Below are 20,391 nucleotides of genomic sequence, written 5' to 3' on the forward strand. Positions count from 1 at the left end.
CCCTCTCTCACCTCCCGCGTCCTTCCGCCCCACCCTCTCTCACATGTCACTGCTAACCGGGGAGTCAGCAACTCCAGTCTTGACTGCCCTAGCTAACCTGAGGGACCCCGGCGTCGTCCGTGCTTTGACCCCATGCGCTTGACGGCTGACTGGTCGCTCTAGAAAAGGGCGGCTCTAAAGGGAATTAGCCATCAATCGATTTCGGCGCTACCTTCGGGCCGTCGAGCTGCCAGTGAGAATACTGGTCCGGAATGATACATCGGCACCGTGATTGGAACGCCTGGGATGACTGGAGTCCCTGCGTGAACCATCTTGAAGGGTGTGCAGCCTTGTCCAGGGCCTCATGGAACCTGGACTTGCGATGCCAGAACCAGGGACGCTGGAGGTTGAAGTCGTCAGACAGACTCGTTGGTGGGAAAACAACTCAATCACGCCTAGAAGGACTCGCGTCTGCGGATCCCCATCTCTCGGCATGAAGCGGGCCGCAGTACACGTGACCACCACGCGAAACGTTGCGACGCCGCCCTGTCGAAGCATTCCATCAGCCCACATCCTTCATGGCGGGGCAGAACTCATATGAATACTGTTTCCTCCGTCGGAATGCAGTTTGACCATATCCGGGTTGAATTGGAGCTGACTACCGGGCCACTACCTGGCCACGGCGGAATGCAATGGGATCTGGCGAATGTTGAGGTCCACGATTCAGGGAATGATTGCTGGCAGTGGGCACGTCCCCTTACGCCTGTGGAGGCGGGTGCGATACTCGCTGTTTCACGTGAAACGTGGTGCGAATTAGCCCCTTAGGTTGCTAGAACTCCGGCCCTAAGGCGTGTTTCACGTGAAACATGCTTCATTTGAACGGGTTCGGACTCCTGTCGTGGAACCCATACTGGTGGGACCAGATTGACCTTAGAGAGTCGGGACGGCTGATTTGTGATGAGTCCACGCCACTCAGAGAATCCTCAACATGAGCAGGGTACTACGCCCTTCTGCCGACGTCTGGTCGACGCCTCCTGGGCCTCGACCATCACAAGAGGTACACTGCCGGAGCATGGGAGCCCTTCCCTCCGAGGGAAGACGCCGGCAGTACATTGGGGGAGATTCCCCGGTCAGACACGCACACGAAGCCTTCTAGGAGCCTCTTGCCGTCCATTCTGCATGTGGGAGAGTGCTCTGCCAGAGCATCCTCCTGCTGACTGCTCCGCCCGTGCCCTATGCACCTCAGGAAGACCCAGCATCAGGAGTGGCTGAACCTTGGAATCAACTGGAAGTACCACCAAGACATGCTGGTGTACCCGCCATCAGGTATCTGGCCGCGGTGCGGACCTGCGACTACTATCGGAGGGTTTTGTGGCTCCGAACCTCGTAAGAGATGGATGAGTAGGCGTCCAAGCAGCTCAGTCGTTCAACGCGATATGTAGAGACAACAGGCCTTGGGGGTTCGACTGGTGCAATCGAGTCTGACAAGCGTTGCTATTGCGCACGCCGCATGCGACAAGGCGCCCACCCACTCAACAGATCAGATCCTTTCGGGAGTAGCACCTGCCGCTGAACCGCTCAGCAGCTTCATACTCTGGGGCAAACCCAATCAATGTGGCGCCAACTAACTCTTCGGAAACCGAACTCATTGAAGCGATGCCCGTCGAACCAGGACATGTTTCACGTGAAACACGTCAGTCCACCCTCGCAGAAACATATTCCCCCTTCATTAGACGACCACCTGCACGTCGCCTATCAGTGGAATGGGGATGCGGAGATATGTTCGTGGTCAGCTCCGCACCTAGCTCGTCTCAGCATTGGAGAAGTGAGCCGCCTCGTCGATGATCCCACGCTCCGGGTGCCAGTTTGGTATGAGCATCTCTCAAACCTACGATCCAACAGAAAGTCTGCGAGGTGTTCGCCTCATCTTCGCAGTGCACCTGCGTTGAGTCGCGGGCTAGGGCTTGTTTGTCAGTGCCAACAGCAAGGCCCGTCTGAGACTAAGTGATCTCCCGTCTGAGACTAAGTGATCTAATGCAGAGCGCGCGGAGGTTGGGCCAGGCTGCGGCTCATCATGGCCAACCCCTCAGAGGAATCACCTTGACGAATCAAAGAGAGTGCCTGAACAACAAGTCAGTCTAGATCGTTTACTGTCTAGAGCACCCTCTGGCCCTTTCTAGAGTTCCGACTTCAACTGACTAATCAAACAGGGCATCGTCTTCGAGATATGTCGACCGCCGGATAGCTACTCGCCGACGGCACGCAAGACCCATCGACACCGACGAAATGTTTCACGTGAAACTGTACAAATGCAGCGGTCGGTTACGGGAACGCATCCTTGAGGGATGAGGACAATGTCCATGCTGCGCGAACGAGGGAACGGCCAAGCTGTTCGATCAAGCAACTGCGTTGACCACAAGAATCCTTTCTAGTCCCTAATGCGACGCTGATGCCATGGTCGCCAGCAGGAACTGACCCCTACAGGCCCCGCTGGCCCTGGAGACGGCTCTTTGCCCTTGGTCCTGCAAACGAGTCGTGTAGCGGCGTCCGTTGGATCTGTTGCCATCCTCCGTCATGACCCACCTAGATTATGACGGGGGAGTCCAGAGAAGCCAGACGTCTCGTTCATAGACACAGTCCCTAGTCCGCATGTAATTACGGTGAGGGTCCACTGGCGACTAGGCGCGCGGAGTCCGGAGCCTAGGTCCTGGAGCCTGGCGCCTGGCGCCTGGAGGGCATTCGATTTCCTAGGCCGCGGGAACGAGTCCCACATAGGCCGCACCCAAGACATCGGATGAATGTCAAGGTAGACAGTCTTTGGTGCGCAGGAGGACGGCCAGCTGCTCGCCCAATTCTCCTCGGAGGGCAGGTGCGCCATACCGAATCGCGGGGTACAAAATCCGTGGATCGTCGATGCGCTGCGCCCAAGCTCCGGCGCAGCGTTGGTGCCTGACGAGATAGAGTCCCGAGATTCCACTCGACCCACGCGCTAATGCCTGGGAGTCACTTCGGCAGCGACAGTTGTCCACCGAGGGCGGTGGGTCGGAGTTCAAGTTGTACACAGCCTTATCCACAGGCTTATCCACCGCACATGAGATTATTCACAGGGCACCATTTCATCGCCTCTTCCTCGGCAAGAGCCGGCGAAGGAGCACCAAAAACTTGTGCTTTTGTCGACCACCCTCCAGCGAGCATTTATGAAGAGCAAACATGAGTGTAATCAATGGAATGGGGCGTTAAACACAGGTAAATCCGCCCAGGGCCGCCGTGGCGCGGACTCACTCTGGATGGGACCCCTTGATTGCGAAATGGACGAAGGAAGGATAGATAACTTCATTGCCGCTTCGTGGACTCAGGGTAGCCAAAGATAGTGATCAACGACTCAAGTTATCCCCAGAGTTATCCACAATGATATCCACCGCGATATGCACAAGTGCATATGCGCTCCCGGTCGTAGCTTGCCCGTAAGTTAGCACTTTGTTTCACGTGAAACACGAGACCTTGAGGCACATTGGCAGAGCAGACGACACAATGCGGCAGGGCCTCAGGAGTAGGCCATAACGCTCTAGCTGGCGCCTTCGCTGTAGGCGGTCGGGACAGAAGAAATCGAACTACTCACCGGCACGGACGACATCTGACCATTCCCGCTCCACCGCGTTTCGTCATCTTATTGAGGGGGCCAGTTGTTTGATCGCCTACGGGTGCAGTACGGCTGACCCAACCACTGTCTAACGCCCCCGGAAGCCACTCTGACGAACGCTGCTTGACGAAGCCGTACTCCAAAATTTTTGAGTCGTGCTCTGTATAGGCTGTCCACAGGCACTAGTCGGGGGAGTCCCACCGCATTGATCGACAACTAGATTGCACGGTCCCTGTACAGTGATTCCCCCATACACGGAACCGTTGTTGGTAACCGCTATGACGATAGCGCCAGATTGGGCGCGCGTGACGCGCTAGGCGGTAGCAAGAAACTGTGGCCCGCTACCCCAGGGTCACCACTCACGGGCTCGAAGACATCGCTTGAACATAGCAACGCAAGGCCAGAGTCAGCGACCCAAATCGTCAACCTGAAAATCTGAGGTCCATAGCGTGATGAAGTCCGGGGGCCGTGCATCGAACTACCGCCGCTGTTAAGGACTGATCGGCACCGGACTGGTGTAAGGCCATGGAAGCACTGAAAGCTGCTCGCATCAGCACTATGCGCATTTGGCACGTCGGAGCCGGGCTCAGTACTACGCCTGATGCCCAGCCAGCACCCGGCTACGCTCCGTCGGCAGGACATACCTCGTATTCACTACTAGGGCATGAAGTCAGCTCCAGTACGATCGTCAGAAGCTGCGGTGGGCTTGAGGTGCAGGACGAGTACGGACGATCCCTACGAGGGGAGCGAAGCTTAGCTGCTGACCTGCAAGCCAATGGACCCTTGATTGTCGGCCTTCGATAGGAATTGCTCGAGCTCCCCAGTTGCCTTTGCCGAGTTAGGTGAATCTACTATTTCGGATAAGCCATTAGTGGGGCACTTACTAGTTCACTTCATCACTACCGAGTAATCCTGCACAGATTCCAGGGAATCGATCAGGGGAAGGACCGCGCTCCGGCTGAGTAGGGCTTCAGCGAAGTCAATTCGCCACTAAAATCTTGGCTTTGGGAACGCATCACATCACCATCCACACGCGCCTGCTAGTGGGTAGCATTCCGTCCATTACAGCTGTTCTGATCGTATAAAGGTTTCAAAACCTGTACCGAGAAGTCGCCCGTTTCACGTGAAACCACCATGGCGACCCCAGGTGCCAGCAGGCAGTTCGCCTCATCTGCTCATGCCAACGAGGTAGACCCATCCCCTCAACGAACAGAATGCCGGAGAATGCGATCTTCTCTAGAGCCCGAATCGCAAAGTCAATGCTTCGCCGACGCCGGGTGCGTCTGGCAGAAAACAAGCCGCATTCCGCCGAATTCCTGAGGCAGGGTCACGTGAAACACTGCCCCAGGAATCAAGCAGTTGGCGGGGGGTCGGTTTCGTCCAGCGCTCAAAATGGTGCCCAAGGCACTTCCATGACCTAAATGTCCGCGAGGTCCAGAGAACAGGAAATCCGCCGTTGGAGTTGGCTTCCAGGTTGCCGCAGTAGTCGTCCATTGGGTATGGAATGCCTTACAGCACTGAATTGCTGAACAGGCGCCCCTAACGACGCTGGGCGCATCGAACGGTCGGGGACAGTGCGAACGGCGGCTCGTAGGCCATCATGGATGTCGAGTGCACCACGCGCCCTAGGTCCGCACCACTCGGCTGGTCGCTGCTCAAAGCACGGTTGCCCGTCCAAAATACCCATTCTGCACAGGCTAACTTGCATGCTCTCTCTCAGCTCAAGCAGGTGCACATCTCTATGATCTATGCATGATGTTTCACGTGAAACATGGCTATAGCGCGTTCGGTGCACCGAAGAAGGAACGAAATCCTGGACCGAACAACGCCAAACAACTCGCGAAGAGAGGTATCGTCACCCATGCTTGTTGAGACCGCGGTATGTCGGCGATAGTTCCAAGAATCCGCACGAACGCGATCCTGTCGTCGACAGTCACTTCTCCGGCTAGAGAACTTCTCTTCGAGTAGATTCGGTGAAAATGGCCCACTACGCTCTTAAAGCAAAAGCCGGGGGGCGTGTTCCAGGAGACTCGAACCTCTATAGGGCGGTGATTCCGTCAGAACGCTCCCCGAGAATTCCTATAGACGGTAAGTGAGGAGCCTGGAATCATGGGCCGAGCTGGCGTTGCAGTAACTGACGGTTCGACTTGTGCGCAGCCCCTACGCCAGACTTGCATCGAGCCTATGCCTCCGCGCCCCACGGACTCTAAGTCGAGTTTCACGTGAAACATCGAGATTTTCGGCAGTCCAGACCGGCATGACAACCACTTTCAACAGACAAACCGCAACGCACCTCAGACAGGCCGCAAATGACAAGCTACAACTGAATGGCGAGTGTCCAGACACAAAAAATGGGACCTACTCGAAGAGTAAGCCCCATTCAGTTGTTCAATGCAAATCAATCTTCGGCGCCAGGACCAAGTACATCCATAATACGGTTGAGATCCTCAACGCTGGCGAACTCAATGCTCACTCGRCCTTTCCGTGCCCCCAACGTGATCTTCACATTGGTGTCCAGGCGGTCCGAGAGTGACGACGCCAAATAGTCCAAACGCTCGTGGCGCGCATTGGGCTTCGGGATGCTGCTCTTGGCCGGAGCGGTGGGATCTTGGTAAAGAGCCACGGCCTCTTCTGTGGCCCTCACGGACATACCCTCGGCAACAATCTTCTGCGCCAAGCGTTCCATTGCAGCCGCATCCGGCAGTGCCAAGAGAGCCCGCGCATGGCCGGCAGAGAGAACGCTGGCTGCTACGCGCCGCTGGACCAGGGGCGGAAGCTTCAGCAGACGGAGTGTGTTGGATACCTGCGGCCGAGAACGACCGATACGGTCTGCAAGCTGTTCGTGAGTGGTCCCAAAGTCTTCCAAGAGCTGCTGGTAGGCCGCAGCCTCTTCCAGGGGGTTCAGCTGGCTGCGATGGAGGTTTTCCAGCAAAGCATCGCGAAGGAGGTCGTCGTCAGTGGTGTCGCGGACGATAGCAGGGATGGTTTCGAGTCCGGCAGCCTGTACGGCACGCCAGCGACGTTCGCCCATGACCAATTCATACGGCTCTCCACCCTTTTCGGTTGAAGTTCGTACAACAATTGGCTGGAGGACGCCTATTTCACGGACAGAGTGCACCAGCTCGGCCATGTCGTCTTCATCGAAGACCGAACGAGGCTGTTTACGGTTCGGATGGATGTCACCGACCGGAATCTCCGCAAAGCGGGCACCGGGAACTTCGACCAGCTCCACGTCCGGCGTCGAGCGATTGGAGGACTTCGTTGCGGCCCCCGCGGACGCCGATTCATCCGCTGCGTGATCAGAGGGCACCGAGGCTCGCTTGGCGGCAGGCTTCGATGTAGATGTCTTGGAGGTGGAGGACTTGGTTGGCGCCTTGGCAGCTGCGGCCTTGGGCGCTGCAGCTTTACCAGCAACCGGCGTCGCTGCCGACTCCTTTGACGCCGCCTCAACAGCTGAGTCCTGAACCGCAGCTTCCACTGCCGGTTCTTCGGTCTTCCGGGCTTCAGGGAAGAACAGATCCACAGGACGTGATGGCGCTGCGCCGTTTCCCTGGGCCGCGGCCGAGCTAGGAATGAGAGCCCCAAGACCCCTACCGAGGCCCCTTCGCTTTTCGCTCATTGATTCATCCCTCCGATGAAATGGCCGAGCACGGAACTGCTCAGGCTGTTGCAGTGTTTCAAGAATTCTAGCGTTCAGCGATTTCGGCGGCGGCTTCCATGTAGGAGAGCGCGCCGCTCGACGAAGGATCGTAGGTCATGACCGTCTGCTGGTAGCTCGGTGCTTCAGAGATGCGCACAGAACGCGGAACCACTGCTCCCAGAACTTGCTCGGGGAAGTGCTGGCGCACTTCGGACGCAACCTGCGCGGCCAGGTTTGTCCGGCCGTCGTACATGGTCAAGAGAATCGTGGAGACCTCCAGGTCAGCATTGAGGTGCTTCTGGATCATTTCGATGTTCTTGAGGAGCTGGCTCAACCCTTCCAGCGCGTAGTACTCGCACTGGATGGGGATAAGGACTTCACTTGCGGCACAGAACGCGTTGACTGTCAGCAACCCCAGGCTGGGCGGGCAGTCGATAAAGATGAAGTCCAGGCGGCTCTCGCCGCCCTTCTCCCGTTCCTTGGCGTAGACGTCAATGGCACGTCGGAGCCTCTGTTCCCGGGCAACCAACGAAACCAGCTCGATTTCAGCGCCGGCAAGGTGGATGGTGGCGGGTGCGCAGATCAGGTTGGGAATGTCAGGGCAAGGGGCCACAACGTCCTTCAGGGGAAGGTCGTTGATCAGGACGTCGTAGATACTGTCAACGTCGGCATGGTGCTCAATACCCAAAGCCGTTGACGCGTTGCCTTGGGGATCAATATCGATCACCAGCACGTTGAGGCCGGCAGAGGCCAGAGCAGCAGCAATATTCACGGTGGTGGTCGTCTTGCCGACCCCACCTTTTTGATTGGAGACCGTGAAGATACGGGTTTTGTCCGGCTTGGGCAGTTCCCTGCCGATCAGCCGTTCACGCCGTCGGGTCTCGTTAGCCAACTGACGCGCGATGGGACTCGAGTCATCAATGGAATCCATCACGTTATGTACTCCATCAGATACGGTTTCACGTGAAACGGCAACGTTATCAACCGAATTAGTGCGCACTATTGCGGATTGGAGGGACGCGGAGGGTGTAGCCATTGCCCGAGCGGACCCCAACGACATAAACGGGGGGATTCGCTGCGTGGAGGTTTCACTACTGCCCACTGGTCACACTCTCACTCTCATTCGGCGCTTGCTGCCGTTCTCTAGCCTAACTGCTCAGCCGCCGACACGCGGGAAACCGAGCGGGTCTCAGGCCGTCTTTCCGGGCTTGTTGACGATAATCCTCACCACAGTAGTGGGTTCCTCCAAAAGCTCCTGTCCACAAACCACAACCGACGTTTCCACGCCGCCCAGTTTGCGAATGACCTTCTTGGCTTTCTCAATTTCCTCGGCGGCACTGCGACCCTTGATGGCCACAACTTCGCCTCGGCCGTTCAAGAGGGGAATCGTCAGGCCCGCCAGGTTGCTGAGCGCAGAAACAGCCCGCGCCGTCACAACATCGGCATCCACCATTCCAACGGCCAGCTCAGCACGCGTCCTCATGATGGTGACGTTATCCAGGCCCAGGTCATCTACGACTTCCTGGAGCCAGATGACACGACGCTCAAGCGGCTCAATCAACGTCAGTTCAAGGTCCGGACGAGCAATTGCCAAGCAAAGGCCCGGCAGGCCTGCACCGGATCCGACGTCGGCGACGTGGCTGTCCATAGCAATGGCAGATTCAATAACTGCACAGTTCAGTACGTGGCGACTCCACAAACGCGGAATCTCACGTGGGCCAATCAGCCCACGCTCAGTTCCGGATGTGGCGAGGTGTTCCACGTAGCGCTTGGCGAGATCCAAGCGCTCTCCAAAGATCTTCTCTGCCGCTTCAAGTTCAGCTGCGGTAATTTCAACCATGAGCTGCTAGTCAGCCGAAACGACGATGTGGCGGCCGGCGCCTTCGCCTTCGGACTCGGAAACGAATCCGAGGTCAGCAACGGCGTCGTGGACGATCTTTCGCTCGTAAGCGCTCATCGGCTCAAGGGCCACCGTACCGCCGTCGGCTTTGACCTTGGCGACGGCGTCTTCAGCGATCTGCTGTAGAACGCCGGCGCGCTCCTTGCGGTAGCCGTTGATGTCCAGCACCAGGCGCGAACGGCTTTCGGTAGCGGAAAGGACCGAGAGGCGGGCCAGTTCCTGCAGAGCTTCCAGAACCTCGCCGTCACGTCCTACGAGGCTGTCCAACGCTGCGGACTCTTCGTCAGCACCAATGGAGATGTACGTGCGTCCGTTGCGGACCTCGATGTCGATATCACCGTCGATATCGGCAATATCAAGGAGCTCTTCGAGGTAGTCGGCGGCGATGTCGCCTTCTTCTTCCAAACGGCTGGCCGTCTTGGACTGCGTTTCTTCCTGGGTCTCGTCCTGCTCTTCAGTCACGGCGGCGATAACTTCTTCAGTGCTCTCGGCAGACATTACTTCTTCTTCCTGTTCTTACGTTGTGGCTGGACGCGCTGAGCCCGGATTTCGGCTGCTGCCGCGGCAGCAGCTTCGGCTTCAGCGGCGGCGTCCGCAGCAGCGGTCTTCTTACCACCCAGCAGCGGCGGCAGGCCCTTGGCGGCACGGCGCTCCTCCAGTGCCTTGGCGGCAGGGGAACCCGGTGTGGGCATGCGGCGGATGACGAAGAACTGCTGGCCCATGGTCCACAGGTTGGTGGTGGTCCAGTAGATGAGGACACCGATGGGGAAGTTGATGCCACCAATACCGAATACGAGCGGCAGGATGTAAAGCATCATTTTCTGCTGGCGCATGAACGGGCTGGCCATGGCCTCTTCTGACATGTTCTTGGCCATGATTTGCTTCTGGGTGATGAACTGCGAGGCCGTCATGGCAATGATCATGATGATACTCAGAACCCAAACAGCCACAGCACTGTTGCCGCCGCTGGGGTCACCGTGGAGCAGCGACGCCGACAACGGCGCACCAAAGATGCTGGATGAGTCAAACTGGACTACCTGCTCATGGCTCATCGCGCCAACGCCCTGGCCCTGCTTGGCGTTCGTCGAGATACCCGACAACACCTGGAACAGCGCGAAGAAGAACGGCATCTGGATCAGCATCGGCAAACAGGCCGAGAACGGGTTGGTGCCGTGCTTCTTGTACAGCGCCATCTGTTCCTGCGCCATTGCCTGGCGGGACAGCTGATCGGTCTTGCCCTTGTACTTGGTCTGAAGTTTCTTCAGGTCCGGCTGCAACAGCTGCATGCCGCGCTGCGCTTTGATCTGCTTGACGAAGACAGGAATCAGGGCGGCACGGATCACCAACACGAGGCCGATGATGGACAGAGTCCACGTCCAGCCGTTCGCGGCGGGCAGGCCAATGAAGCTCAGTCCCTCGTGGAAGCCAACCATGATGATTGACACCAGCCACTTGAACGGAAACATGATTGTTTCAAAGAAGTCCATACGATATCCCTATTCGTTAGGCCGCCGAGCGGCCTTCTTCATCAGCCTGAGCAGCCAGGAACTGGTCCGGATTGTTCAGTACAACAATTGTGGGCGTCCGGCCTTCAGGCCAATGACGATGGCCGGCGGGGACATGGTCCACTCCACCGGCGTTCCAAGGGTGACATTTGGCGAGCCTTTTGGCTGCGAGCCAGCTCCCCTTCACGGCGCCATGCACCGTTACTGCTTCCAGCGCGTAGGCGGAGCAGGAGGGAAAGAAACGGCAAACCTGGCCGTACAGGGGCGAGATGACCTTGCGGTACGTCTTCAGCAAAAGAATGAGGATGTTGCGCGGCAACTCCCAGAGGAACGTGCCAACCGCCGCCGGCAGATTCCTTGAGGGAACCTTGCCGGAGGGGTCGCTTGAGGAAGGAACGACGGCGGTGCTGATGTCATGCACGCGGTGTCCCTTCCGTTGTGGTGCCGTTGTGTTCAGTCGAAGCGCTGCGTGGAGCTGAACCACTCAATCGCTTCGTCGTCACTGCCAGTGCGGCGTTGTAGTCCGAGAGCAGTTGCTCCCAGCTGGCAGATGCAGCTGCGGGCAACGCCCGGACCACGACCGCCAGACCCGTTCCATGCGTGTGCAAGGACAGTGCGCCTATTTCTCTCAGTCTCCTCTTAACGAGGTTCCTGGTCACGGCGTTCCCGACGGCTTTGGAGACAATGAAGCCGATTCGACTCGGCTCCCCGGCCCCGATAGAGGCCGTATATAACACTAAGTTCCGGCGTCCATTGCGGACGCCGGAACGTACAGTTGTTGAAAAGTCGGTAGACGTCCGCAGACGGTTAGGGGTGGCTAGCACCGTCGAACCCGCAAAAAGACCCTGACCGACAAGTCAGTTATTTACGCCGACAGTTCGACGCGGCCCTTGCCGCGACGGGCAGCCAGGATGGCGCGGCCGGCACGGGTGCGCATACGAAGGCGGAAGCCGTGCTTCTTGGCCCGACGGCGGTTATTCGGCTGAAAAGTCCGCTTGCTCACGTTAGTTACTCCAGTGGATCAAAGGTGCGCCCACCCGATCAAAAAAGGGGAAGAACTGGCCGACGCTAAGTTTTGTATGTGCCTGCCGCCGTTGCCTTCCGCACGATGAACGTACGGAGTTACAACTGATCTCAAAAGCGGACACAAAGGACTTCACAACGTTAGGGCAAAAAGGCACCCACAGTCAAACCGGGAGCCTGCCGCGGAACTATCCACAGCTGTTCCCAACCACCGTCCCCAGCCTGTGGATGAAGTGGCTCACAGGCCGCATTCCAGAACAACACCGGTGTAATTATCCACAGGCAACTTCCCAGCTATCTTCTAGCGTTTCCATCCCCTAGAGTGGCTCAGTAGCCCAATGTCCACCCGCTGTGTATAACTCTGTGGATTATCGCCCAGAACAGCGCCGCCGGAGAGACTTCGGCTGCCAGCAACGCCGGCAAGCAAGTATTTAGGAACTGATTGATGACAGTAGACGAAGCCAACCACGCCAACACTGTCGGAAGTTCCTGGCGCAGGGTGCTGAGCCTCATGGAACAGGACGACCGGGTTTCACCCCGTCAGCGCGGTTTCGTCATCCTCGCCCAGGCACAGGGCCTCATTGGCTCCACACTCCTGGTGGCCGTTCCCAACGAACTCACCCGCGAAGTCCTGCAGACCCAGGTCAAGGATGCCCTGGATGATGCCCTTCGCAGCGTCTTCTCGGACGACATCCGCTGCGCCATCGACGTCGACACCGATCTGGTGCCGGTCCATGCAGAGCCGGAGCCCGTCGTCGAGCTTTCTGCGGTATCCGACTTCGCGGAGCCGAAGCCACAGCCCACTCCGCCCAGTACTTCCCATGAGTTCGGCCGCCTGAATCCGAAGTACATCTTCGATACTTTCGTGATCGGGTCCTCGAACCGCTTTGCGCACGCGGCCGCCGTCGCCGTTGCCGAAGCGCCGGCCAAGGCGTACAACCCACTGTTCATCTACGGCGACTCGGGCTTGGGCAAGACCCACCTGCTGCACGCCATCGGTCATTACGCCCGGCGGCTCTACAGCGGCATCCGGGTCCGCTACGTGAACTCCGAGGAATTCACCAACGACTTCATCAACTCCATCCGCGACGACGAAGGCACCAGCTTCAAGACCACGTACCGGAACGTGGATGTGCTGCTGATCGATGACATCCAGTTCCTGGCGGGCAAGGATCGGACGCAGGAGGAGTTCTTCCACACGTTCAACGCCCTGCACAATGCCAACAAGCAGGTTGTCATCACCTCTGACCAGCCGCCCAAGATGCTCGCCGGCTTTGAGGACCGCATGACGTCCCGCTTCGAGTGGGGCCTGCTGACCGACATCCAGCCGCCGGAGCTTGAAACCCGCATTGCCATCCTCCGCAAGAAGGGCCTCAGCGAAGGCTTGTCGGCACCGGACGATGCCCTGGAGTACATCGCATCCAAGATCTCCAGCAACATCCGAGAACTTGAGGGTGCCCTGATCCGCGTCACGGCGTTCGCCAGCCTCAACCGCCAACCGGTGGACGTTGCCTTGGCTGAGATGGTGCTCAAGGACCTCATCACTGATGACGGCGCCCAGGAGATCACGGCGAAGCAGATCCTGGACCAGACGGCGGACTACTTCAAGCTCAGCATGGAAGAGCTCTGCAGCAAGTCGCGCACCCGCACGTTGGTAACCGCCCGCCAGATCGCCATGTACCTGTGCCGTGAACTGACGGATATGTCCCTGCCGAAGATCGGACAAGAGCTCGGCGGCCGCGATCACACCACTGTCATCCACGCTGATCGCAAGATCCGCGAACTGATGGCGGAGCGTCGTGTGATTTACAACCAGGTCACTGAGCTCACCAACCGCATCAAACAGCAGCAGCGCGACTCCTGAAATCCACACCGCGTCCGCCACTACATACCTTATTAACAGGCACATGTGGATAAGCCTGTGGATAGTTAAGGGGACAAGCTCGGTTAATGGGCTTAAAACCCTTAAGCCATCTGTGGATTGTTAAAAACAGGCCTGGGAGTTGTCCCCATCCACACCCTGTTTAAAACCCAGTTAACGCACAATGAGTGAACAGGGCTTAACCGCTGAACGACGCGGCAGGATCGGGTTATCCACAGTTTCCACAGCAGTTATTAACACTACGAATCCCAAAAAATTGAAATCCCTCAAATAACAATCTCGTTCTACCACCGTCCCGCCCTGCCAGGGGCAGACCACAGATGGACCCAAAAGCCAGCCGGCGGCTGTCCACATACGGAGGGCCCGGCCCGACGGGGATGGGTTAATCGCGGATCTTCCGGCTAAGCTGTCAGCAGCGCTCCCATCCTTGGGTCTGTTTGTAGTTCGCTGAGTGCGGACCATGCAGGTTCCGGTGCCGGATTGCGAAGATTTAGCGGCTTCCAAGCAGGAATCCGCGGCTACTACTTGGCAGCAGCAATGAAAGGCGGCACCCCTCCGTGAAGTTCAGAGTCGACCGCGACGTCCTGGCAGAAGCCGTTACGTGGACCGCGCGGTCGTTGTCTCCGCGGCCGCCAGTACCCGTGCTTTCCGGCCTCCTCCTCAAAGCTGAGGCAGGAACCGTCAGTCTCTCGAGCTTCGACTACGAGACCTCCGCACGCCTGGAAATTCCCGCAGATATTGCAGTTGAGGGCACCATTTTGGTCTCGGGACGCTTGCTGGCAGACATCTGCCGCAGCCTTCCGTCGGCTCCCGTGGAAGTAGAAACCGATGGCAGTAAAGTGACGCTCACTTGCCGTCGAAGCAGCTTCCACCTCGCAACCATGCCCGAGGCTGAGTACCCGGCACTCCCGGCCTTGCCCACCATCAGCGGCACGTTGCCCGGCGATTCTTTCGCCCAGGCTGTTTCCCAGGTGATCATTGCGGCCAGCAAGGACGATACCCTCCCGATCCTCACCGGTGTGCGCATGGAAATCGAGGATGATCTCATCACCCTCCTTGCCACCGACCGCTACCGCCTCGCCATGCGCGAAGTCCCTTGGAAGCCGGTTACTCCCGGGATTTCCACCAGCGCCCTGGTCAAGTCCAAGACCTTGAACGAGGTTGCCAAGACCCTCGGCGGCAGTGGCGACATCAACCTCGCCCTTGCAGACGACGACAGCCGGCTCATCGGCTTCGAGAGCGGCGGACGCACTACCACCTCACTCCTTGTGGATGGTGACTACCCCAAGATCCGTTCGCTTTTCCCGGACTCCACACCCATCCACGCCACGGTCCAGACCCAGGAGCTTGTTGAGGCAGTTCGCCGTGTTTCCCTCGTGGCCGAGCGAAACACTCCTGTCCGTCTCGCTTTCACCCAAGGACTGCTGAATCTCGACGCCGGTACAGGCGAGGACGCGCAGGCTTCCGAAGAGCTCGAAGCCCAGCTTTCCGGCGAAGACATCACTGTGGCCTTCAACCCGCACTACCTCGTTGAGGGTCTGAGCGTCATCGAGACCAAGTACGTCCGTTTCTCCTTCACCACCGCCCCCAAGCCAGCCATGATCACGGCGCAGGCTGAGGCGGATGGTGATGACCAGGACGACTACCGCTACCTCGTGATGCCGGTCCGCCTTCCCAACTAACCGGAACGTACCCGCCACCTTCGCAGAAAAGAGTTCACACTGTGCACATCGGTCTGATCGGCCTCGGAAAAATGGGTTTCAACATGCGCCAGCGCATGCGGAACGGCGGCATCGAGGTCACTGGTTTCGACCGCAATCCGGACGTCACTGATGTTGCTTCCGTTGATGAACTCATCGCGGCACTTCCCAGCCCGCGGCTGGTGTGGGTCATGGTCCCGTCAGGCGCGATCACTGATGCAGTGGTAACCGAACTTGGTGAGAAACTCAGCCCGGGTGACCTGGTGATCGACGGCGGCAACTCACGTTTCACCGAAGACCAGAAGCACGCTGCGGCACTTGCCGAAAAGGGCATCCGTTTTGCCGATTGCGGTGTTTCCGGAGGTGTCTGGGGCCTTGAGAATGGTTACGGCCTGATGGCAGGCGGCGCCGATGAAGATATCGAGCTCGCCTTGCCGGTGTTCGACGCCCTGCGCCCTGAAGGGGAACGCGCCGACAGCTTTGTCCACGTTGGCGGCGTTGGCGCCGGCCACTACGCGAAAATGGTCCACAACGGCATCGAATATGGTCTGATGCAGGCCTACGCCGAAGGCTACGAACTGCTGGCAGCCAAGGACATCGTGAAGGACCTTCCGGGGACTTTCCGGGCTTGGCAAAAAGGAACTGTGGTCCGCTCCTGGCTTCTGGACCTCATGGTCAAGGCGCTGGACGAAGACCCCGGTCTGGCCTCGATTGACGATTACGTCGAGGATTCCGGCGAGGGCCGCTGGACCGTGGAGGAAGCGATCGCCAACGCAGTACCGGCACCAGCCATTACGGCTGCACTTTTCGCCAGGTTTGCTTCCCGCGAGGACAATTCTCCGGCCATGAAGATGGTTTCTGCCCTGCGTCACCAATTCGGCGGACACGCCACCCGTCCGGCCAACTAGGCCGCAGGAGTCCTGCAAACGGCGTGTACCTCGAACATCTTTCACTCACGGATTTCCGCAGCTACGCACAGGTTGACCTGAAACTCGGCCCGGGCGTGACTGTCCTGGTTGGTTCCAATGGAATCGGCAAGACCAATCTCATGGAAGCCATTGGATATTTGGCGACGTTGAGCTCCCACCGAGTCAGCACGGACGCGCCTTTGCTCCGTTTCGGTGCAGAACGCGCCATGATCCGCGCCAAGCTGGTCCGCGGGGAACAAGCCACGGTGATCGAACTGGAGATCAACGCCGGGCGGGCCAACCGGGGACGGATCAACCGCAGCAACCCGGTGCGGGCCAGGGACATCCTGGGGATCTGCCACACGGTGTTGTTCGCGCCGGAGGACTTGGCACTGGTCAAGGGCGATCCCTCAAGTCGCCGCCGTTTCCTGGACGAGCTGCTGGTCAGCCTCGTGCCACGCCATGCTGCCACGCGGAGCGACTATGACCGCGTCCTGAAGCAGCGCAACGCCCTCCTGAAATCCGCCCGTGCGGGAAAATTCACGGCCGGTCATGAGGCAACCCTGGATGTTTGGGATCAGCACATGGCCCGGGCCGGCGCGGAACTGCTCCACGCCCGGCTGGAACTGGTGGAACGTTTGCGGCCCCACCTGAACAGCGCCTACGCGCAGCTTACCGACGGATCCAAGGAGGCTGGGGCGGTCTACCGCTCAACCATCCAGGGCGTCCTGGACGACGACGGCGGTCCAGCCGACCACGCTACGGAACCTTCGGCGTCGGTTGATGACCTCCGGCTGCTGTCCGTGGATGAACTCACCGATCGCTACATCCAGGCGTTCGCAGCATCGCGGAAAAAGGAGCTGGAACGCGRCATCTCCTTGGTGGGTCCGCACCGCGATGAACTGGAACTGGTGTTGGGCCAAGCTCCCGCCAAGGGCTACGCGTCCCATGGTGAAACCTGGTCCATGTGTTTGTCTTTGCGCCTTGCTTCCTACTACGTGATGTTGGATGACGCCCGTACGGGTGGAACCGCTCCGATCCTCATTTTGGACGATGTTTTCGCTGAACTGGACGTCCAGCGGCGGCGTAAACTGGCTGCAATAGTGGCCGGTGCCGAGCAAGTGCTGGTGACTGCCGCCGTCGACGCCGATATCCCCGAGGAGCTGGCCGGACGGCGCGTAACCGTTGTTCCGGGAGGCATCGATGGCGAAGGATAGCCGCGACGGACTTCAACCCGGACGCGATCCCGATGAGATAGATGCTGCCCAAGCGGCGTTGAACCGTATGCGCGAGGCCGCCGCCGCCCGGGGCGAAGTACGGCAGCGCGCCCCCCGGCCAGGATCTGCCCCCCAACGCAAGGGAATCCGGGATACCCGCGGTTTCGCGAAATTTCATGGCAGCGGCCGGGATCCGTTGGGCCTCGGCAATGTGGTGGGCCGTTTGGTGGCTGAGCGCGGGTGGACGTCACCTGTGGCAGTCGGATCCGTCATGGCAGAGTGGGAAACCCTTGTTGGGACGGACATCTCCGCCCATTGCACGCCGGAGAGTTTCACGGACACGACGCTCCACGTCAGGTGCGATTCCACGGCGTGGGCGACGCAGCTTCGCCTGCTTAGCACGAGCCTCCTGGAGATGTTCCGCAACGAACTGGGTGAAGGAGTGGTGACCAGCATCCAGGTGCTGGGTCCATCGGCTCCAAGTTGGCGAAAAGGCGGGCGGAGCGTCAACGGGCGCGGCCCGCGAGATACTTACGGCTAAACGGCGTGCAGGGCGATTCAACGCCCCGGAGTCGTATAGGCCCCCATCGGGACCACCGTAGGGCCATTGCAGATAGGGCCAGCGGCCTCCTATGGCCATATTCAGCTCTCGGCTGCCCCCGTATTTGCAAGGATTCGTGGGTTTCCACGATAGAATTGCCGTAGATCACTGAGCGCCGGTGAAACGTCGTTGCGGTCCTGGATCCACCCTTGTGGCACTGGGAACCCCCTCGTCGGAGTAATCGGCGCAATCAGTCACGTGCCCGTTGACGGCTGCGGTTCGCCGCGGACACCACCGGGAACGGCCGACATCGAGTACAGAGGAGTCGAAAGCGCCTGTGGCTAACGACAATGCAGAGACCTTGGCAGTAGAGCCCGAAGAGGAGACTGTTCCCAAGCCTGACACGCCCGCAGAGGCGCCCAGGGAGTACGGTGCCAGCGACATCACGGTGCTGGAGGGCCTCGAAGCGGTGCGCAAACGCCCCGGTATGTATATCGGATCCACTGGTCCCCGCGGCCTGCACCACTTGGTCTATGAAGTGGTGGACAACTCTGTCGATGAGGCACTGGCTGGTTACTGCAGCCACATCGAGATCACTCTCCGCGCCGACGGCGGCGTCCGCGTTGTGGATGATGGCCGCGGCATTCCCGTAGACATTCACCCGACCGAAGGCAAGCCAACGGTTGAAGTGGTCATGACCATCCTTCACGCCGGCGGTAAGTTCGGAGGCGGCGGCTACGCTGTTTCCGGCGGCCTCCACGGTGTGGGTATCTCCGTGGTGAACGCCTTGTCCCGCCGCGTGGATACTGAAGTCCGCCGGCAGGGCCACGTATGGCGGATGACCTTCGCCGACGGCGGCAAGCCCCAGGGCGAACTCGTCAAGGGTGAAGCCACTGACGTTACCGGGACGTCCCAGACGTTCTACCCGGACGGGACCATTTTCGAGTCCACTGAGTTCGACTTCGAGACGCTTCGTGCGCGGTTCCAACAGATGGCCTTCCTCAATAAGGGCCTGCGGATCACGCTGACCGATGAGCGTCCGGTTAATCGCGAGGGCGATGATGACCTCGACCTCGACGCCGTCGCCACCGAAGGCGAAGTCGCCGCCGAGCACCGCACCGTGGTCTACCAGTACCCGGACGGCCTGCTGGACTACGTCAAGCACCTGAACTCGAACAAGAAGGTCGAGATTGTCCACGAGGACGTCATCGCTTTCGAAACCGAGGACACCGAGCGGCATATCGCCGTCGAGGTTGCCATGCAGTGGACCACCGCGTATTCCGAGAGCGTCCACACCTACGCAAACACCATCAACACCCATGAGGGCGGAACGCACGAAGAGGGTTTCCGCGCCGCGATGACCTCGCTTATCAACCGCTACGCGCGGGAGAAGAGCATCATCAAGGAGAAGGAAGACAACCTCACGGGTGATGACATCCGCGAAGGTCTGACTGCCGCTATCTCCGTCAAGCTTTCCGAGCCCCAGTTCGAAGGCCAAACCAAGACCAAGCTGGGCAACTCCGAGGTCAAGGGCTTTGTCCAGCGGGTTGTCACGGATCAGCTGGGTGACTGGCTTGAGCGCAACCCCGGCCCCGCCCGCGACGTGATCCGAAAGGCCATCTCGGCTGCCCAGGCACGCATGGCTGCCCGCAAGGCCCGCGATAACGCCCGCCGGAAGAGCCCGCTGGAATCGTTCGGCATGCCCGGTAAGCTCTCCGACTGCTCCTCCAAGGATCCTTCGCGTTGCGAGGTTTACCTGGTGGAGGGTGACTCCGCAGGTGGTTCGGCCAAGCGCGGCCGGAACCCGGAAACCCAGGCCATCCTGCCACTGCGCGGCAAGATCCTGAATGTTGAGCGTGCCCGCCTGGACAAGGCCCTTGGCAACGCCGAAGTCCAGTCCATGATCACCGCGTTCGGAACGGGTATTGGTGAAGACTTCGATATTTCCAAGCTGCGCTATCACAAGATTGTTTTGATGGCCGATGCTGATGTTGATGGCCAGCACATCACCACCCTGCTGATGACGCTGTTGTTCCGCTACATGCGCCCGCTGATCGAAAACGGCTACGTCTATCTGGCCCAGCCGCCGCTGTACAGGATCAAGTGGTCCAACGCAGCCCACGACTACGTCTACAGTGATCGCGAACGTGATGAAACCATCCGCAAGGGTGCTTCCATGAACAAGCGGCTCCCCAAGGACAACGGCATCCAGCGCTACAAGGGTCTCGGCGAGATGGATTACACCGAACTGTGGGACACCACCATGGACCCGGATCGCCGCACACTGCTGCAGGTCACCATGGATGATGCCCTGGCTGCCGACCAGACCTTCTCTATCCTGATGGGCGAGGACGTTGAATCGCGCCGTAACTTCATCCAGCAGAACGCCAAGGACGTCAGGTTCCTCGATATCTAGGGCTCCGCAAGGGCATCTGAATATTCCCGAACTGACATAT

The 20,391-nt window shown here is 59.1% G+C and carries 13 protein-coding genes and 1 pseudogene; 6 read left to right on the forward strand and 8 right to left on the reverse strand.

Annotated elements, in window-relative coordinates:
• Positions 1-6,017: 6,017 nt before the first annotated feature.
• From AB4Y77_RS19800 to rpmH, 8 genes are all read right to left on the reverse strand, one after another.
• On the reverse strand, positions 6,018-7,238 hold the full coding sequence (locus AB4Y77_RS19800) for a ParB/RepB/Spo0J family partition protein (RefSeq protein WP_442015076.1): 1,221 nt from the start codon (positions 7,236-7,238) through the stop codon (positions 6,018-6,020).
• Positions 7,239-7,305: 67 nt separating this feature from the next.
• Positions 7,306-8,361, reverse strand: a complete 1,056-nt coding sequence (locus tag AB4Y77_RS19805) for a ParA family protein (protein ID WP_442015077.1) — start codon at positions 8,359-8,361, stop codon at positions 7,306-7,308.
• Positions 8,362-8,448: 87 nt separating this feature from the next.
• The gene (rsmG, locus tag AB4Y77_RS19810; protein ID WP_311212517.1) at positions 8,449-9,099 is read right to left on the reverse strand and encodes a 16S rRNA (guanine(527)-N(7))-methyltransferase RsmG; all 651 of its coding nucleotides are present in this window, start codon (positions 9,097-9,099) and stop codon (positions 8,449-8,451) included.
• Positions 9,100-9,105: 6 nt separating this feature from the next.
• Positions 9,106-9,657: a Jag family protein gene (locus tag AB4Y77_RS19815; RefSeq protein WP_442015078.1), complete on the reverse strand. Its 552-nt coding sequence runs from the start codon at positions 9,655-9,657 to the stop codon at positions 9,106-9,108.
• Entirely contained in the window at positions 9,657-10,646 is a 990-nt protein-coding gene (gene yidC, locus AB4Y77_RS19820) for a membrane protein insertase YidC (protein WP_261609572.1), read from the reverse strand. The genes AB4Y77_RS19815 and yidC overlap by 1 nt, the downstream gene beginning before the upstream one ends.
• A 16-nt stretch (positions 10,647-10,662) precedes the next feature.
• A complete protein-coding gene (gene yidD / locus AB4Y77_RS19825; RefSeq protein WP_442015079.1) occupies positions 10,663-11,148 on the reverse strand; it encodes a membrane protein insertion efficiency factor YidD in 486 nt (161 codons plus the stop codon).
• On the reverse strand, positions 11,078-11,488 hold the full coding sequence (rnpA, locus tag AB4Y77_RS19830) for a ribonuclease P protein component (protein WP_442015080.1): 411 nt from the start codon (positions 11,486-11,488) through the stop codon (positions 11,078-11,080). The genes yidD and rnpA overlap by 71 nt, the downstream gene beginning before the upstream one ends.
• Before the next feature lie 41 nt (positions 11,489-11,529).
• On the reverse strand, positions 11,530-11,667 hold the full coding sequence (gene rpmH, locus AB4Y77_RS19835) for a 50S ribosomal protein L34 (RefSeq protein ID WP_011776797.1): 138 nt from the start codon (positions 11,665-11,667) through the stop codon (positions 11,530-11,532).
• A 465-nt stretch (positions 11,668-12,132) separates the two neighbouring features.
• On the opposite strand from rpmH, the gene dnaA reads away from it, so the two are divergent.
• The 6 genes and pseudogenes from dnaA to gyrB all read left to right on the forward strand — a co-directional run bounded on the left by dnaA (position 12,133) and on the right by gyrB (position 20,351).
• Complete coding sequence (dnaA, locus tag AB4Y77_RS19840; RefSeq protein ID WP_026541014.1) at positions 12,133-13,551, forward strand: chromosomal replication initiator protein DnaA; 1,419 nt, start codon at positions 12,133-12,135, stop codon at positions 13,549-13,551.
• 575 nt (positions 13,552-14,126) lie between these two features.
• Positions 14,127-15,251, forward strand: a complete 1,125-nt coding sequence (gene dnaN, locus AB4Y77_RS19845) for a DNA polymerase III subunit beta (protein ID WP_311212520.1) — start codon at positions 14,127-14,129, stop codon at positions 15,249-15,251.
• 11 nt (positions 15,252-15,262) lie between these two features.
• Positions 15,263-16,177 (forward strand): annotated as a pseudogene (gene gnd, locus AB4Y77_RS19850) (phosphogluconate dehydrogenase (NAD(+)-dependent, decarboxylating)); the annotation flags it as partial.
• A 23-nt stretch (positions 16,178-16,200) separates the two neighbouring features.
• A complete protein-coding gene (gene recF / locus AB4Y77_RS19855; protein WP_442015081.1) occupies positions 16,201-17,394 on the forward strand; it encodes a DNA replication/repair protein RecF in 1,194 nt (397 codons plus the stop codon).
• Entirely contained in the window at positions 17,381-17,935 is a 555-nt protein-coding gene (locus AB4Y77_RS19860; protein WP_207595585.1) for a DUF721 domain-containing protein, read from the forward strand. Before recF ends, AB4Y77_RS19860 begins: the two co-directional genes overlap by 14 nt.
• A 337-nt stretch (positions 17,936-18,272) precedes the next feature.
• A complete protein-coding gene (gyrB, locus tag AB4Y77_RS19865; protein WP_442015082.1) occupies positions 18,273-20,351 on the forward strand; it encodes a DNA topoisomerase (ATP-hydrolyzing) subunit B in 2,079 nt (692 codons plus the stop codon).
• Positions 20,352-20,391 lie beyond the last annotated feature (40 nt).

This window comes from Paenarthrobacter sp. YAF11_1 (assembly GCF_052113445.1).
Lineage (GTDB): Bacteria > Actinomycetota > Actinomycetes > Actinomycetales > Micrococcaceae > Arthrobacter.

Coding starts and splice junctions, on each gene's coding strand:
- rsmG (WP_311212517.1), bottom strand. CDS start 9,099: ATGGTTGAAATTACCGCAGCTGAACTTGAAGCGGCAGAGAAGATCTTT.
- AB4Y77_RS19815 (WP_442015078.1), bottom strand. CDS start 9,657: ATGTCTGCCGAGAGCACTGAAGAAGTTATCGCCGCCGTGACTGAAGAG.
- yidC (WP_261609572.1), bottom strand. CDS start 10,646: ATGGACTTCTTTGAAACAATCATGTTTCCGTTCAAGTGGCTGGTGTCA.
- dnaA (WP_026541014.1), top strand. CDS start 12,133: ATGACAGTAGACGAAGCCAACCACGCCAACACTGTCGGAAGTTCCTGG.
- AB4Y77_RS19860 (WP_207595585.1), top strand. CDS start 17,381: ATGGCGAAGGATAGCCGCGACGGACTTCAACCCGGACGCGATCCCGAT.